At 62.9% G+C, this 16,722-nt stretch carries 15 protein-coding genes; all 15 read left to right on the forward strand.

All coding sequences use genetic code 11. The features are described 5' to 3' along the window. The first annotated feature begins 180 nt into the window (after nt 1-180). The 15 genes from AWB83_RS19845 to AWB83_RS19915 all read left to right on the forward strand — a co-directional run bounded on the left by AWB83_RS19845 (nt 181) and on the right by AWB83_RS19915 (nt 16,684). A complete protein-coding gene (locus AWB83_RS19845) occupies nt 181-630 on the forward strand; it encodes a nuclear transport factor 2 family protein (RefSeq protein WP_087047323.1) in 450 nt (149 codons plus the stop codon). Between the two features lie 126 nt (nt 631-756). Further along, complete coding sequence (locus AWB83_RS19850) at nt 757-1,836, forward strand: porin (protein WP_087047324.1); 1,080 nt, start codon at nt 757-759, stop codon at nt 1,834-1,836. A gap of 74 nt (nt 1,837-1,910) precedes the next feature. Next, nucleotides 1,911-2,276, forward strand: a complete 366-nt coding sequence (locus tag AWB83_RS19855) for a BON domain-containing protein (protein WP_244197808.1) — start codon at nt 1,911-1,913, stop codon at nt 2,274-2,276. 466 nt (nt 2,277-2,742) lie between these two features. Further along, nucleotides 2,743-3,726: an ABC transporter substrate-binding protein gene (locus AWB83_RS19860; RefSeq protein WP_087047326.1), complete on the forward strand. Its 984-nt coding sequence runs from the start codon at nt 2,743-2,745 to the stop codon at nt 3,724-3,726. A gap of 38 nt (nt 3,727-3,764) precedes the next feature. Then, on the forward strand, nt 3,765-4,799 hold the full coding sequence (locus AWB83_RS19865) for an aromatic ring-hydroxylating dioxygenase subunit alpha (protein ID WP_087047327.1): 1,035 nt from the start codon (nt 3,765-3,767) through the stop codon (nt 4,797-4,799). A 3-nt stretch (nt 4,800-4,802) separates the two neighbouring features. Next, a complete protein-coding gene (locus AWB83_RS19870) occupies nt 4,803-5,594 on the forward strand; it encodes an ABC transporter ATP-binding protein (RefSeq protein ID WP_087047328.1) in 792 nt (263 codons plus the stop codon). Nucleotides 5,595-5,683: 89 nt separating this feature from the next. Continuing rightward, on the forward strand, nt 5,684-6,442 hold the full coding sequence (locus AWB83_RS19875; protein ID WP_087047389.1) for an ABC transporter permease: 759 nt from the start codon (nt 5,684-5,686) through the stop codon (nt 6,440-6,442). Between the two features lie 13 nt (nt 6,443-6,455). After that, a complete protein-coding gene (locus AWB83_RS19880; protein ID WP_087047329.1) occupies nt 6,456-7,898 on the forward strand; it encodes an amidohydrolase family protein in 1,443 nt (480 codons plus the stop codon). 383 nt (nt 7,899-8,281) lie between these two features. Then, complete coding sequence (locus AWB83_RS19885) at nt 8,282-9,373, forward strand: sugar ABC transporter substrate-binding protein (RefSeq protein ID WP_087047330.1); 1,092 nt, start codon at nt 8,282-8,284, stop codon at nt 9,371-9,373. 77 nt (nt 9,374-9,450) lie between these two features. Continuing rightward, nucleotides 9,451-10,998: a sugar ABC transporter ATP-binding protein gene (locus tag AWB83_RS19890; protein ID WP_087047331.1), complete on the forward strand. Its 1,548-nt coding sequence runs from the start codon at nt 9,451-9,453 to the stop codon at nt 10,996-10,998. An 18-nt stretch (nt 10,999-11,016) separates the two neighbouring features. Further along, complete coding sequence (locus AWB83_RS19895) at nt 11,017-12,051, forward strand: ABC transporter permease (protein WP_087047332.1); 1,035 nt, start codon at nt 11,017-11,019, stop codon at nt 12,049-12,051. 32 nt (nt 12,052-12,083) lie between these two features. Then, on the forward strand, nt 12,084-13,538 hold the full coding sequence (locus tag AWB83_RS19900; RefSeq protein ID WP_087047333.1) for an aldehyde dehydrogenase family protein: 1,455 nt from the start codon (nt 12,084-12,086) through the stop codon (nt 13,536-13,538). 13 nt (nt 13,539-13,551) lie between these two features. Beyond that, nucleotides 13,552-15,120 (forward strand): xylulokinase, encoded by a 1,569-nt coding sequence (gene xylB / locus AWB83_RS19905; protein WP_087047334.1) that lies wholly within the window; start codon nt 13,552-13,554, stop codon nt 15,118-15,120. Next, entirely contained in the window at nt 15,117-15,839 is a 723-nt protein-coding gene (locus AWB83_RS19910; RefSeq protein ID WP_087047335.1) for an HAD family hydrolase, read from the forward strand. The genes xylB and AWB83_RS19910 overlap by 4 nt, the downstream gene beginning before the upstream one ends. After that, nucleotides 15,839-16,684 (forward strand): MurR/RpiR family transcriptional regulator, encoded by an 846-nt coding sequence (locus AWB83_RS19915; protein ID WP_159463063.1) that lies wholly within the window; start codon nt 15,839-15,841, stop codon nt 16,682-16,684. Before AWB83_RS19910 ends, AWB83_RS19915 begins: the two co-directional genes overlap by 1 nt. The last annotated feature ends 38 nt before the right edge of the window (nt 16,685-16,722 follow it).

Raw genomic sequence — 16,722 nt, forward strand, 5'->3', positions numbered from 1 at the left:
CGTCGATAGCCGTAAACATGGCGTCAACGAATATCCCAAGCGCATCAGTTAGGAATACGACGCACATATCGAATGATAAGAGTTATACGACCTTTTTGATAAATCCCGTTTGTTTAAGTGTCAACCTCGACATTAAACAACCGCCCGACGACATGTTTCTTTCTTGATCGAGAAGCCACGATGGAAACCAGAACGATGACGGATGAGCAGCGCAAAGCGATCGCGCTCGAGTATTTCAGGCGCATGGACAGAGGTGAGAGCATCTTCGACCTGTTTGACGACAACGCCGAGGTTTATTTCCCAAAATGGGGCGTTGCTCGCGGAAAGCATGAAATTGAGCGGCTCTTCGGCGATCTGATGAGCATTCTCGCTGGCGTATCGCATGACATGACCTATGCCAACGTCATCCAGCAAGGTGACATGGTAGTGGTCGAAGGTTTGTCGAGCGGAATGCTGAAGAACGGCACCGAGTGGCGTGCCGGCACGACGCACGCCGGCAGGTGGTGCGACGTGTTCGAGATTCGTGATTTCAAAATCCAGCGGTGCCACGTGTATCTGGATCCCGATTACGCGGGCGCAGACACGTCCCGTTATCCATGGCTCGGCGTCGGGCGAACGACACGTTACTAGACGGCCGTTCGAGCAATCGCATTGAACATTAAAACACGCGCAAGCATGGTCGCCCCGGATCGGCGGCGCCATGCGCGATTCGAAAAATAAACAGCGCGATGATCCGGTGGGTTCAGGAGACGGAAAATGTCATGGAAAGAGAGCAAGGCACCGGGGCTGGCCCTGTGTGCGCTTGGACTGCTGGTCGCTGATGCGGCGCGGGCGCAGAGCAGTGTCACATTGTTCGGTGTGCTCGATGCGGGACTGCTATACACCAGTAAGACGCTTGATCCGATAACCGGGCAGAATGCCGGCAAACAGTTTTCGATGATCGACGGCGGCGAATATTATTCGCAGTTCGGCATGGTGGGTACAGAAGATCTCGGTGGTGGTTACAAGGCGAAGTTTCGTCTGGTCAGCGGATTTAGCCTTGGGAATGGTGGTCTTCTTCATTGCAACGGAAATCTGTTTGGCTGTGAGGCGTGGGTCGGAATAGGAGGACCACCTGGAGAGATCAAACTGGGCTTGCAGTTTTCTCCCTTTTTCCTTGCCGTCTACGACTCGGACCCACGCAGTCTCTCGCTGTTCGGAAGCGGTTCGGTACCGCTTGTGGACAATGTGCTCGGCACCGGTATTTTCAACGCCAATTCCATTTCCTACACCAGTCCGGTACTGAGTGGTCTGCAGGCAAGCGTCCTGTATGCGTTTGGCGGGCAGGCAGGCAACTTTCAGGCGGGGCGGCAGTACTCGGCGCGCCTCAGATACCAGCTGGGCGGCCTTACCGTCAACGCGGCGTTCTACGACGGCAACAGCGGCGGCACGGCACAGACACCGATTCCGACCAGCGTTCAGTATGAGGGCCGGATGCTGAGCGTCGGTTACCAGTTCGGCTCGCTGACCGCGAAGGCTTCGTTCGTCAATTACAAAGTCGCCGGGTCGTTCAACAACAACGTCTATGGTGGCGGTGTTACCTGGTATGTAATGCCTACGCTGGACGTCAACGGTGGCGTCTGGGTGACGAGCGACCGCAACCATACGGCCAATCATTCGGTACTCGCGGCATTCGGCACGGACTATTTTTTGTCGAAGGCAACGACGCTCTATGCGCAGATGGGTATGGTCAACAACCACGGTGCAATGAACACAGGTCTGGCGCTGACCGGTGCGATGTACGAGGTGGCCGGCACGACCGTCGGCGCTGTGGTCGGCATTCGACACACTTTCTGACCGTGCATCCTTATGCGCCACATCTGGGCTGTGGCGCGACATCACATCCATTCCTTTCAATGAGGCAAATCAACGTGCAGTACATCAAGTCAATCCAAAGCGCGGCCGGCGTTTTGATCATGGTATGTGCGTCCGCTGGGCATGCGCAGGTCGGTGCAAGCGTGGCGGAACCTTCGGTGGCATCGGCCAGTACCGTCTCAAGCCAAAAGGCTTTGAAGGCGGAGAATCGCAGGCTGCAGAAAGCCGTGCTGCGCAGTCTCTCGCAAACGAAAGGCCTCAACGCAAGTAACATCCTTGTCGTCGCTCGAAGCGGCGTGATTACGCTGGCCGGCTCCGTTCCCGCTAGTGACCAGCTCGACCTCGCGGTTGCGACAGCCAAGGGCGTGGAAGGCGTCAGCGGTGTAAGGAACGACCTGACGGTGAGGCCTGAAGGTCTTTAGCCAGTGAAACTCGGCGCCGAGTGCGCATTGCGGGGCACGGGACGCGTCGAATCCGAGGAGGCGAGCCTGCGGCGAGGGGGAGGACCTTCCACAGAGCAGCCGTTGCACTGGGAGCGGAGGCATTGCCGATGAATGGCATGTCCTCGGACAGTGCCATCGCGCTCGACGATTGGGCAGCATGCCCAGGCATGACGCACGCGCACATCGGTCGACCACCAGAGACATGGCGATCATGCGCGATCACCGCCTGGCACGGATCTGGCATCAGGAGGGGCGGAGTATAAGCGGCTAGCGCCGGGCGAATGCAGTCCGGCGTGGGGCATTGCTCCTGGGGCGCATCGCGCGCCCACGTCGACCGTGTCGACGTTCGAACGGAATCGCCGGATTCCGCCGACAGGAAGCGCAAGACCGCCCCTGACTTCGAGCGTCGCCATGGTCTTCCGATAGTCATGTTCGGGAGCCATTCATGCGTCTCTTTCGTCGCTTCTTTCACACTGCCGTTCTTGCAACCACCTTCGGTTTCGCCGCCACCCAGGCACACGCCGGAGATCGCGTCACCGTGCTGACGAGCTGGTACGCGCAAGCCGAGCACGGCGGGTTCTATCAGGCGCTCGCCACCGGTCTTTACGAGAAGGCCGGGCTCGACGTCACCATCAAGATGGGCGGCCCGCAAGTCAACGGCATGCAGCTGCTCGTTGGCGGGCAGGCGGATTTCATTCTCGGCTATGACTTTCAGGTGCTGTCGAGCGTCGAAGCCGGCATCCCCGTTGAAACGGTCGCGGCATCGTTCCAGTTCGATCCGCAGGGCATGCTCACGCACGACGACGTGAAGAGTCTCTCGGATCTGAAGGGCAAGACGATTCTCGTCGCCGGCTCGGGCCGCACGTCGTGGTGGCCGTGGCTCAAGGGGAAGTACGGCTACGTGGACGCGCAGACGCGCCCCTATACCTTCAACCTTCAGCCGTTCTTCGTCGACAGGAATGTCGCGATGCAGGCGTACCCGTCGTCCGAGCCTTTTCAGGCCGAGCGCGCCAACGTCAGGACCCACTTCTTCCTGTTCGCCGATGACGGCTACCCGCCCTACAACACGACGATCGTCGGCTTGAAGAAAACCATCGATGCGAAGCCGGATGTGGTCGCGCGCTTCGTGAAGGCGTCGATGGAAGGCTGGAAGAGCTATCTCGCCGATCCCGCGCCGGGCAACGCCCTCATCAAGAAGGACAACCCCGAGATGACCGATGCGCAGCTCGCGTTCGGCGTCGCGCAACTGAAGGCGCTGAAGCTCGTGACGGGCGGCGATGCCGCCACGCTCGGCATCGGCGCGATGACCGATGCGCGCTGGAAGAAGACCTACGACTACATGGTGTCCGCGAAGCTCCTGAAGGCGGGAACCGACTACAAGAGCGCCTACACGCTGAAATACGTGCAGGACGCGAAGGTCATGCCCTGAGCGCGCAAGCGAAGCGTCCACGATACCGAGAGAACATCATGCTGGTGACACGCCAAAAAGTCTTGCGCCGCTTCTGGTACGCGGTGATGCCCATGTCCCGTCTCGACGATGGCCCGAAACCCTTCACGCTGCTGGGCGAGCCGATCGTGCTGTGGAAAGGCGCGGGCGGCAAGCCGCATGCGCTACGCGATCGCTGCTGCCATCGCACGGCGAAGCTCTCGAAAGGCTTCGTCGATGCCGACGGCAACATTGCCTGCGGCTATCACGGCTGGACCTATGACTGCACGGGCCAGTGCGTGAGGATTCCGCAGAACGAAGGCGGCGAGATTCCGTCGCGCGCCGTCGTGCAGGCTTACCGTTGCGAGGAACGCTACGGCTACGCGTGGGTCGCGCTGGACGACCCCTTGCAGCCCATTCCCGAGTTTCCCGAGGACACCGCACCGGGCTACCGGCGCATCCTGCAGTTCTACGAGCAATGGAACACGAGTCCTCTGCGCATGATGGAGAACTCGTTTGACAACTCGCATTTCAGCTTCGTGCATCAAGCGAACTTCGGCCTGTTCGATCAGCCGAAGCCGTCCAAATACGAATTCCGGTCCGGCGCATGGGGTTTCGAAGCGGAGACGCGCGTGCCGATCCGCAATCCTGAAGCGAGCTTTCGCATCACCGGGACGACCGACGACATCACCGAGCGGCACCTGATCAATCGCTGGTTCATGCCGTTCGCGCGGCGCTTCGGCTGCATGTATCCGGCAAGCGGTGTTCACCACATCATCTACAACTGCGCGACGCCCATCGACGACCGGACGATGATGCTCGTGCAATGGCTCTATCGCAACGACACGGAAGAGCAGTGTCCGACCCAGGCGCTCATCGACTGGGACCGGCCTATCACCGACGAGGATCGCGAGATTCTGGAAGCAACCGACTACGACGCGTGCATCGACGTGCGCCGGCAGCAGGAGTGCCACATGGTCTCGGATCAGCCCGGCCTGCTCATGCGCCGCATGCTGCTCAGGTTGCTGGAAGACCACGGCGAGAAGGAAGTGTTTCGCATCGATGCGGAGGCGTGAGCGATGAACGATATGCAAGACAACGCGCTTTCCGTGCAGCGCGTCGACAAGATCTATGCAAACGGCACCACCGCGCTCACCGATGTGCGGCTCGATATCCGCGCGGGCGAATTCGTGTCGCTGCTCGGGCCTTCGGGCTGCGGCAAGAGCACCCTGCTCAGGATGTTCGCGGGAATCGAAGCGCCCACGCACGGCCACATGCGCTGGTGGGGCGAGCGGTTCTCGACGCTCGGCACGAAGGGCCGCCGCATGTCGATGGTGTTCCAGGAGGCCACGCTGATGCCGTGGGCGAGCATCGCCGAGAATGTGCGCCTGCCGCTCGATCTCGCCCACGTGCCCCGCAAGGAAGCCGACGCGCGCGTGGCCGATGCGCTCGCCAACGTGGGCCTCGCGGGCTTCGGCCGTGCGCGTCCGCGCGAGCTTTCGGGCGGCATGCAGATGCGCGCTTCGCTCGCTCGCGCGCTCGTCACGGAGCCGGACTTGCTGCTGCTCGACGAGCCGTTCGGCGCGCTCGATGAATTCACCCGCAACAAGCTCGATGCCGATTTGCGCACGCTGTGGAAGGCGCGCGGCATGACGGTCGTGTTTGTCACGCACAGCATCTACGAGGCGGTGTATCTGTCGAGCCGCGTGGTGGTGATGCAGGCGCGGCCCGGTCGCGTGATCGCTGACGCGCCGATCGACGGACCTGATGAGCGTGATGAAGCGTATCGCGTGTCCGCGCCTTTCCTGCGCCATTGCAAGACCCTGTCCGACCTGATCTCGGACGCGCATCAACTGCAAGGAGCCTATTGATGATGAGCGAGACCATTGCAAACGATCGCGCCGCACCGCAACGCAAGACGACAAACGTGCGCAAACCGCTTCTGCAGCGTACCGGAGCGATGAAGGCGCTCGCGCCGTGGATCGTCGGGGTCCTGATGCTGCTCGCCTGGGAGGGCGCGTGCGCGTTCTTCGACGTGCCGGTGTATCTCGTGCCCGCGCCGCACGACATCGCGCGGCAGCTCGTCGTCGATGCGCCGATGCTCTTTGCGGCGCTCTTCGCCACGCTCGAGATCACGCTGCTGGCCTTCGCGCTCGCGACGGCGCTCGGCGTGGCCATCGCGCTCCTCTTCGCACAGAGTCCGCTCATCGAAGCGAGCTTCTTTCCATACGCGATTCTCCTGCAGGTAACGCCGATCGTCGCCATCGCGCCGCTCATCATCATCTGGGTGAAGGACACGACCTTCGCGCTCGTGATTTGCGCAACGCTGGTGGCGCTGTTCCCGATCATCTCAAACACGGCGCTTGGGCTTCGCAGCGTGAACCCGGGGCTCGTGAACCTGTTCCGGATCAATCGTGCGACGCGCTGGCAGACCCTCGTGCGACTGCGGATTCCGAGCGCGCTGCCGTACTTCTTCGGCGGGCTGCGCATTTCCAGCGGCCTGTCGCTCATCGGCGCGGTGGTGGCGGAGTTCGTCGCGGGCACGGGCGGAACGGGATCGGGTCTCGCGTACCAGATCCTTCAGGCCGGCTTCCAGCTCAATATTCCGCGCCTGTTCGCAGCGCTTTTTCTGATCACCGTGACCGGCGTGGTGCTGTTCGGCATCAGTGTCTGGGTGTCGCGCATCGGGTTGCGCGGCTGGCACGAGAGCGAGCTATGAGGCACATCGCAGCATGACGACCACACTCATTCGCAACGCGGCGGCCATCATGACGGGAGGCGGCGCGAACGAGGCCGCGCGCCTGGCGGGTCCCGACATCCGCATCGAAGGACAGGGCATCCAGGCGATCGGCGCGCTCAGGCCGCAGCCGGGAGAGACGGTGATCGACGCGACCGATTGCGTCGTCTATCCCGCGTGGGTCAATACGCATCATCATCTCTTTCAGACGCTGCTGAAGGGCGATCCGGCGGGAATCGACGCGTCGCTCACGCCGTGGCTGGCCGCCACGCCGTATCGCTATCGCGCGAGCTTCGACGAAAAGCGTTTCCGGCTCGCGGCGCGCATCGGCATGATCGAGTTGATCCGCTCCGGCTGCACGACGATCGCCGACCACAACTACGTGTATTACCCGGACATGCCGTTCGACAGCTCGGCCATCCTGTTCGAGGAAGCGCAAAAGCTCGGTGTGCGGTTCGTGCTTCTGCGCGGCGGCGCGACGCGCACGCGGCAGCTCGAAGCCGAACTGCCGAGCGCGATGCGCCCGGAAACACTGGATGCGTATATCGCCGATCTCGAGCGTCTCGCCTCCACCTTTCACGATGCTTCGCCGCGCGCGATGCGTCGCGTGGTGGCCGCGCCGACCACCGTGCTCTATTCGATCTCGCCCGCCGAAATGCGCGCGATTGCCGATGCCGCGCGCAAGCTCGGCTTGCGTCTGCATAGCCATTTGTCGGAGACGGTGAGCTATCAGGATGGCGCGCACGCGATGCATCGCATGTCGCCGGTCGAGTTCTGCGGCGAGCACGGCTGGCTCGGAGACGATGTGTGGTACGCGCATCTCGTCAAGCTCGATGAACCCGAGATCGCGATGCTCGCATCCACGGGCACGGGCATCGCCCATTGTCCGCAGTCGAACGGGCGGCTTGGAAGCGGCATCGCGCCCGTGCGCGAGCTGTCCGATGCGGGTGTGCCGGTTTCGATCGGTGTCGATGGCGCGGCGTCCAACGAGGCCGCGGACATGATCTCGGAAGTGCACATGGCATGGCTCGCGCAGCGCGCGCGGCGCGGCATGGCGGCGCAGCCGGCGTACCGCGGAGGACGTTTCGAAGGCGGCGCGGAAGCGGCCTCGGTCGAGGAGGTCGTGCACTGGGGCACGGCGGGCGGCGCACGCGTGCTCGGGCTGGAGGGCATCGGGCGCATCGCGGTGGGCGCGGCGGCGGATATCGCGGTGTACCGGCTGGACGATCCGCGCTATTTCGGCTTGCACGACGTGGCGATCGGACCGGTGGCGTCGGGTGGCCGGCCGGCACTGGCCGCGCTCTTCTGCGCGGGTGAATGCATCGTGCGCGACGACGTGCTGCCGGGCGTCGATCTCGCCGCGCTCCGGCGCGAAGCAGCGCTCGAAGTGCGCGCGATGATGGCCGAGTCGAACCGATCTGCGGCGACGCGGTCATGACGACGGCGAGGCGTCCTGGCGAGATCGGACACTGCACTTCATGAGCGCGCAGCCTTTCCCAGGAAAAGGATCTCGAGGGCGCCACGACGCGTCTCACGGCGTCGTTTTCTTACTGAGAGCGGCGTCCGGTGATAGTAATACTACTGTCATTATTTTCGTGGGCTAGCTTTAATCATATCTTTGCAGTCGGTCAAGTCATTGATTTGTAACGACATAAGTTAATTGTTTTCTTGAGCGCAGGAGGTTAACCCTAGCTTGTTTATGGATAGTCGACGCATTACGATCCGTTGTAACACTACGTCAACGAACGAGTGTTACTACGAGTCTGCATCGAATTCCAGCAGGCTATCGCCCTTCATATCGCTGGTGAGGAGACAACAACTATGGAAGATGCCGAAGTCGCATCGCGAAGAAAATTTCTGGCCGGACTCGCCGCCGCAGCCGGTGGCATCGCGCTTTCCTCGGTTTCGGGAATCGCCGGAGCCCAGCAGAAAGTATTCGTGCCGTTTAGCAACAAGAGCCTCGACTATTACTTCTTCGCCACGCAGCAAGAGGCTGTGAAACGGGCCGTCGAGGCGAAAGGCTGGACCTTCCAGGCGGTCAACGCCAACTTCAGCACCACGACGCAACTCGAGCAGTGGCAAAGCCTGTTGCTCAAGAATCCCTCGGCGATCATCGCGGACCCAATCGATAGTCAGGCCATTGTCAGCGCCATCAAGAAGTACAACTTCAAGAAGATCCCCGTCGGCATCATCGACACGCCCGCGCTCGGCGGCGATGTCGCGATCACCGTCGACTTCGACAATCGCGCGGGCGGCGTGATGGCGGCCGAAGCGATCGTCGCCGCGCTCAGGAAGAAGCATGGTGCGCCGAAGGGAACCGTGCTCAATTGCTACGGTGCGCTGCAATCGGTCGCGTGGCGGCTGCGCAAGGAAGGCTTCGAGGAGACGCTCAAGAAGTACCCGGAGGTGAAGCTCATCAGCCGTCCGACCGAAGGGCTGCTCAAGAACATGCTCTCCGTTACGCTGTCGACCCTTTCCGAATATCCCGATCTCGACGCGGTGCACGCGCCGAGCGATTCGCCCGCGCGCGGCATCGTGACCGCGCTGCAGCAGAAAGGCAAGTGGAAGAAGGTGGGCGAAGCCGGTCACGTCATCTTCGTGAACATCGATGGAGAGCCCGCCGCGCTGCAATGGATCGGCGACGGCTATATGGATGCGGTGGTCTCGCAGGACCCCATCGCCTATGCGCAAATCACGGTCGAGATGCTCGACAAGCATTCGCTCAAGGGCCAGCCCGTGCCGCTCGGGGCGTACCAGAATAGCCAGTACTTCTGGGAGAAGGCGCAAATCACGAAGTCCGACACGGGTGCAAGCCTCGTGATCCAGCCATTCATCGTCGATGCCAGCTCGGTCAAGGACAAGCGCCAGTGGGGCAACATCGCCTACAACGAATGGGGTCTGCGCTACACGTGATCCACACCGCCCACCGGCTCAAGCCCGCAGCCTGCGCGACATGAATGCCGCGCGGCTGCAGATCGAGGACTTCCATCATGGCGGATATGAGCAGCAACGAGTACATCCTGAGGACGCACAACGTCGGCAAGCGCTACAAGAGCGTGGTCGCGCTCGACCAGGTATCCATCAACATCCGGCGCGGCACCATTCACGGCTTGCTGGGCGAAAACGGCGCGGGCAAATCGACGCTCGTGCGCCTTATCTCCGGGCAGACCGCGCCGAGCGAGGGCAGCATCGTATTCGACGGCGAAGAAGTGCAGGGCCTCGATGTCATGGAGATGGAAGCACGCGGCGTCTTTCTTGTAACCCAGGAGCCGATGATCGTCGATTCGATGTCGGTCGCCGACAATCTCATGCTGGGTCGCTGGCCGCTCAGGCGCGGCTGGACCAGGCGCGTGGACCAGAAGGCACTCATGCAAAGCGTCGAGGTCGCGCTCGAAGGCACGGGCTTCGATCCTCGCATGCCGGCACGTCATTTGTCCGCGGTAGCGAAGCGCAAGCTGAATATCCTGCGCGCGCTACACAGTGGCGGCAAGTTTCTGATTCTCGACGAGCCGACCACCGCGCTCACGCTCGCCGACCGAGACCATCTGTTCGAATTCATGCGCAGCCTGAAATCACGCGGCGTCACCTTCGTGTTCATCTCGCACTACAACGAAGAGATTCTCGACATCTGTGACGGAGTATCCGTGCTGCGCAACGGCAATCTCGCGGGTGAGCACGACGATCTCTCCGAGATCGATTCCGATGGGCTTTCCGAGCTCGTGATCGGCCGTGACGTACCGCTCTTCTATCGCGAACGCCCCGCCGCCTCAAATGTGCAATCTCCACGCGCTCCGGCGGCATGGCTCGTGGAAGAGCTCGTCGCGCCGGGCATCGAAGTGGAGCGCTTCGCGATAGCGCCGGGCGAGATCGTGGGCTTTGCGGGCTTGCCCGGCTCCGGTGCGAAGGAGTTCGCCCTCGCGCTTTTTGGTTTGAACCCCGCGAGCAGGGGACGTGTGTCGTCGGGCGGCAGCACGCCGCACGCGCTGCCGGATCATCCGGGCAAGGCATTCGAAGAAGGCATCGCCTATCTCTCCGACGACCGTCATCGCGACGGCCTGGTGGGCCTGCAGAGCATCGCACACAACATCACGTTGTCGAGCCTCAAGAGCGTGTCACGCGGCGGGGTGATCGATGCGGCGGCGGAAAAAAGCGTCGTGCGCCGCTATTTCGATCATTTCCGCGTAAAGGCGGCCACGCCCGAGGTGCTGCTCGGAACACTCTCGGGCGGCAATCAGCAAAAGGTGTGTCTCGGCCGCGTGCTCGCCACCGCGCCGCGCCTGCTGATCCTCGATGAGCCCACGCGCGGCATCGACGTGGGCGTGAAGGAAGAAGTGCACCGCATCATCGATGGGCTCACGCGCGAGGGTTTGAGCGTGATCGTCATCACGAGCGATCTGGACGAGATGGTGCGACTGGTGGATCGCGTGTGTGTATTCATCGGCGGACGCATCGAACACGAGTTCACGGGTGCGCAAATCGAAAAAGACGCCATTCTGCGCTCGGCCTTCGGTGCGGCGCTGACGTCGCTCGTGGAATAAACGAAAGGAGATACGGTCATGCAACCGAGAAGCGAGTTTTCCACCGGGGCTTCGTCGCCCGGCACAGCCGCACTGGCGCAGGCCAGTACGCCACCCGCCGCAAAACGAGGCAAGAGCAGCGTTCAGTGGATGTTCCAGAACGTCGTGTGGCTCTGGCTGGCCGCGCTGGTGGTCGTGTTCGGCGTTCTCAATCCATTTTTCTTCACGCTGTCGAACCTGCAGAACGTGCTTGTGCAGGCAACCGTTCTCGGCCTGCTCGCGCTCGCCGTCTCGCTACCGTTGATGGTCGCAGAGATCGATCTGTCGATCGCAAGCAACATGGGCTTTTCCGCCGCGATTGGCGCGATCCTCACGACTCGTCTTGGACTTTCGCCCGCCGTCGGCGTACCCGTGGGCATCGCGGCGGCGACCGCGATCGGGTTTTTCAACGGGCTATGCGTGACGCGCCTGAAGATGGTGTCGCTCATTCAGACGCTCGCCGTGATGATCGTGCTGCAAGGAACGCTGCTCGCCGTCACGCAGGGCAATACCATCTCCGACATGCCGAACCCGTATATCTGGATCGGTCAATACACCGTCGGCAACTGGCCGGTGATGCCGATCGTATTTCTCGTCGCGCTGATCGGCATGGGCTTTCTCCTGCGAAAGACGGTGCTCGGCCGCTGCCTCTATGCGACGGGCGGCAACGCGCTCGCCGCGAACTCGGCGGGCATTCGCGTGAATCGCATCAAGATCGTCGCGTTCACGTTGTCGGGGCTCCTCTCCGGCGTCGCAGGCTATCTGCTTGCGGCCTGGCAGATGGCGATTACCTCCGACCAGGGAGAAGGCTTCCTGCTCTACGCGATCGCCGCGCCGATCATCGGCGGCGTGAGCGTGTTCGGCGGGCGCGGCGGCGCAATGGGGATTCTCGGCGGCGTGCTGCTGCTCACGGTCATACACGTCGGACTCGCAATCACGGAAGTGCCGTCCTTTTACGTGCAGATGATCGGCGGCATCCTGATCTTTATCGCCGTGGCGGTGGATGCGATCCGCGTCAACTTCGTTTCGCAGTGACCGCCGCACCTGATTACCAGAGTAGAGTCGCCATGACAGAACCGAAACAATGCGAGATGTATATCGACGGCCGCTTCACGCATGACGGCGTCATGCAGTGGATCGACGTCGTCAATCCGAGCACCGAACGCGTGGTCGCGCGCGCCCCCGATGCCGGCCAGGATGCGATCGATGCCGCTGTGGACGCCGCCCGGCGGGCATTCAAAAGCTGGCGCCGCGTGAATCCGTTCGAGCGCTCGCGTCTCCTGCACGCGATTGCCGATTGCATCGAGAGTGACGAACGCGAGATCGCGCTCGCAATCACGACTGAAATGGGCAAGCCGCTCGCCGAAGCGAGGGGAGAAGCACGCAAGCTCGCGAAAGCGTTTCACTATTACGCGGAAGAGGCGGTGCGCATCTTCGGCCAGACGATCCCGAACGAAGAGGACGGGTTCGTAAGCTTCGTCGAGAAAGAACCGGTGGGCGTCGTCGCGGCGATCGCGCCGTGGAACTACCCGGTCGAGCTGATTGGCTGGAAGCTGGCCGCTTCGCTGGCGGCGGGTTGCACGATCGTCGTGAAGCCGTCCGAGTACACGCCGTCGAGCGCGCAAGCGGTGTTTCGCTGCGTGCACCGCGCGGGCGTGCCTGCGGGCGTCGCCAATCTCGTGATGGGCGCGCGTGAAACCGGCAGGCGGCTCGTCGGTCACCCGGCGATCGACAAGGTTGCCTTCACCGGCTCGGGCGCGGCGGGCGAGGACATCTACAAGACGGTGCGCGGCATCACGGGTTTGTCGCTGGAACTGGGCGGCAGTTGCCCGCTCATCGTGACGGCGCACGCGGATATCGAGCTCGCCGTGGCGGGGACCTTGAGGCGCGCGTTTCGCAACGCGGGACAGATCTGTATCTCGATCAACCGTGCATATGTGCAGGAAGCGGTATACGGCGAGTTCATCGAGCGCCTGGCCGAAGAAGCGAAGCGGCTGGTCGTCGCGGACGGTATCGCAAACGAACGCGCCGACGTCGGCCCGATGGCAACGCAGGCGGGCCTGCAAAAGGTGTTGCGTCACGTCGACGATGCGCGCACGCGTGGCGCGCGCATTCTGTGCGGCGGCGGACGGCCCGAAGCGCTCGGATCGACGGCACAGGGACTCTTTTATGCGCCGACGGTGATCGCAGACTGCCAGCCCGATGCGCTTGTGATGCACGAGGAAACGTTCGGTCCGGTTGTCGGCATTGCGCCGTTCAAGACGCTTGACGAGGCTATTGATGCGGCCAACGGCACGCCCGCCGGACTCGCCGCCTATGCCTACACCGAAAGCATCAAGGAGAGCTTCGTGCTTTCGCGCGAGCTCGATTTCGGCAACGTGGCGATCAACAACGTGGATGCCGGCATCATGAACGCGCCCTACGGCGGCCGCAAACAGAGCGGCACGGGCTACGAGCATGGCCGCGAGGGCCTGGAAGGTTACCTGCACCTGAAGCACGTGCGCCTGCGGCATGGCGTCTGAGCGAGGAGGCGAGATGGAACGCTATCTTCTGGGCATCGACATCGGCACGTCGGCGTGCAAGGTCATCGCGGTCGACAGCGTCGGGCGCGTCGCGGCGAAGGCACTCGCCTCATATCCCGTGATCTCGCTGCGCCCCGGCTGGGCGGAGCAGGAGCCCGAGCAATGGTGGCGTGCCACGCAAAAGGCGCTTGCCGAGGTGCTCGCCGCGTTGCCTGATCGCCGCGCGGTGCGGGGCATCGGACTTTCCGGTCAGATGCACGGGCTTACCGCGCTCGACGCGAACGACGAGGTCTTGCGCCCGGCAATCCTGTGGTGCGACCAGCGCGCCGCGCCTCATTGCGACGACATCACCGCACGCGCGGGTGGTCTCGACGGCGTGCTCGGTCTCGTGCAGAACCGCATGCTGCCGGGCTTCACGGCAGGCAAGCTCTTGTGGATGCGCCAGCATGAACCCGAGTTGTTCGCGCGCATGCGCCGCATGCTCAATCCGAAGGATTATCTGCGCCTGCGTTTGAGCGGGGAGCACCTCACGGACGTGTCGGACGCGTCCGGCACCGGCCTTTTCGATGTGAAGGAACGCGCATGGTCGAAGGCGATGCTGTCGCTGCTCGATCTGCCCGTGAGCCTCGTGCCCGAGGCGGTCGAGTCCACCGCGCGCGCGGGCGTGTTGCGCCCGGAACTGGCCGAAGCGTGGGGCTTACCCGCGGGTACGCCGATCTATGGCGGCGGTGGCGATTCCGTGATCCAGACCACTTCGATGGGCGCGATCGACAGCGGCCCGCTGGGCGTCACGATCGGCACGGCGGGCATCGTCGCAGGCGGGACGCGCGCGTGCCCGGAGCCGACCGGCCAATTGCAGATTTCCTGTGGCAACGCGCCGGGGCGCTGGCACGTGATGGGGGTCACACTGTCGGCGGGCGGCGCCTTTGAATGGCTGCGCGGCGCGCTCATGCGCATGATGCCCTCGTTGTCCTTCGAAGACATGACCGCGCTTGCAAGGACTGCGCCGGCCGGTTCGCACGGTCTGCTGTTCCTGCCTTACCTTCTGGGTGAGCGCTGTCCGCATGTCGCCGCTGATGGCCGCGCGGCGTGGATTGGCCTCACCTCGATGCATGACACAAGCCACATGGTGCGCAGCGTGATGGAAGGCGTCCTGTTGAATATTCGTTCGATCGCAGCGCTGTGTGCGACGTCCGGCCTCACATGCGATGAGGTGCGCGCATCGGGTGGCGCGACCGCCGAGCCGTTCTGGCTTCAACTGCTCGCCGATGTCCTGCAGCGCGAAGTCACGACCGTCACCGGTGCCGCCGAGGGCGGTGCGTATGGCGCGGTGCTCGCCGCGGGCGTCGGTGCGGGATGGTGGTCGACGCTCGAAGAAGCTGCGGGGTCGCTGCGCGTGACGAGCCGCGTCCTGCCGGATCCGACGCTCGCTTCGCTCTATGACGCGCGCTTCGACACGTTCCGCACGCTTTACGACACCTTGCGCCCCGCGTTCCAGCAAATCGCCGCGGAGCCTGCTTCGCCCGACAACACCGGCAGCGGCGACGGCCGACTGCCCTCACCGGAGAGCTCCGCCTCATGACTCGCATAGCCAGTGGCCTCGCAGAATCGCCCGTTGCCCTTCCCGTGGACGCGGTGGTGTTCGATCTCGACGGCACGCTCGTCGATACGGCGCCCGATATCGCGAACGCTGTCAACCGCCTTCTCGCGACCCACGGTCTTCCGCCGCAGACGGTGGGCTTCGTCGAGGGCTTCATCGGCGAAGGCTCGTTCGGCCTCATCGACAAGCTTTATAAAGGCCTTGGTCTCACGCTCGACCAGGCAAGAGTGAATGCGGACGTCGAGAAGTACCTCGAAATCTACAAACGCAATCCGGTCGAGAAGGCCACGATATATGCGGACGCACTCGCGGCGATTCCCGCGCTGTACGCGGCCGGCGTCAAGCTCGGCGTATGCACGAACAAGGCGCAACAGCTCGCTCATGCGGTACTGGAACATTTCGGTATCGCGCCCTATATCAGCGCGGTCGTGGGAGGAGATATGCTCTCGCAGAGAAAGCCGCATCCCCGGCATTTGCTCGCGACGCTCGAACAGATGGAGGTCGCGCCCGAGCGCACGTTCTACGTTGGCGATACGCGCATCGACGCCGAATGCGCGGCGCGCGCGCAGGTGCGCTGCCTGATCGTCAACTGGGGCACTGGCCCGAGCGTGCCCGTCGCCGAGGATGCAAGGCTCGATTCCTTTGCTGAACTTGTGACGAGATGCGCCACGCTCAATGCGTCGCGCATGCCAGGAGCCTAATGAGAAACGATCTGTTGCGACGCGTCGCGCTGGAGCGTCCCGCCTTGACGGGCGCCGCACTGCGCATTGCCGATGTCCTGCTGGGCGCGCCCGAAGCGGTGCTGAAGATGAGTATGGCCGAGCTATCCGAGGCCGCGCAGACGAGCGACCCGACAGTGGTCCGCTTCTTCAGGCGCTTCGATTGCGCGGACTATCAGGACTTCAAGGTCCGTCTCGGCCAGGGGCTGATTCCGCAGGCGCCGTTCGACTATGAGGCGATCACCGCGAACGATACGCCCGAGAATGTATGCAACAAGATCGTCAACAACTCGCTGCATGCGATTCAGCGCTTCGCTTCGGACGTGGACTCCGCGGCCATCGAGCGCGCTGCTGCTCATCTGATCGAAGCGAAGGGCATTTTTCTGTTCGGGCTCGGGATCTCCGAGACCATCGCGTTCGATGCCGAGCACAAGTTCTTTCGTCTGGGACTGCATTGCCGCGTCGTGCTGGAAAGTCAGCGGCAACTGCTGCTCGCGCCGACCTTGCGCAATGACGAAGTCGCGGTGTTCTTCTCGCACTCCGGCTCCACGAAAGCGCTCGTAATGGCCGCTGCGATGGCCAAGGGCCGGGGCGCGGTGACCATCGCGATCTGCGCGCCCGGATCGCGCCTGGCGCAGACCTGCGACCTGACCATTGCCGTCCCGGCCTACGCGAATACCGAGTTGTATACGCCGCTCACCGCGCGTATCAATCATCTGCTCGTGGTGAACATGCTGGTCGCGATGTTGGGCATGAAACAAGGGCGCGAACTCCCCGATAACCTGGCCGCGCTCGACCCTTGGTTTACCGACAAGTTTGTGGAATAGGCCTGCTCGTTTTCCAGGCCAGTTGAGATCAATACGGA

The organism is Caballeronia ptereochthonis, assembly GCF_001545075.1.
Taxonomy (GTDB): domain Bacteria; phylum Pseudomonadota; class Gammaproteobacteria; order Burkholderiales; family Burkholderiaceae; genus Caballeronia; species Caballeronia ptereochthonis.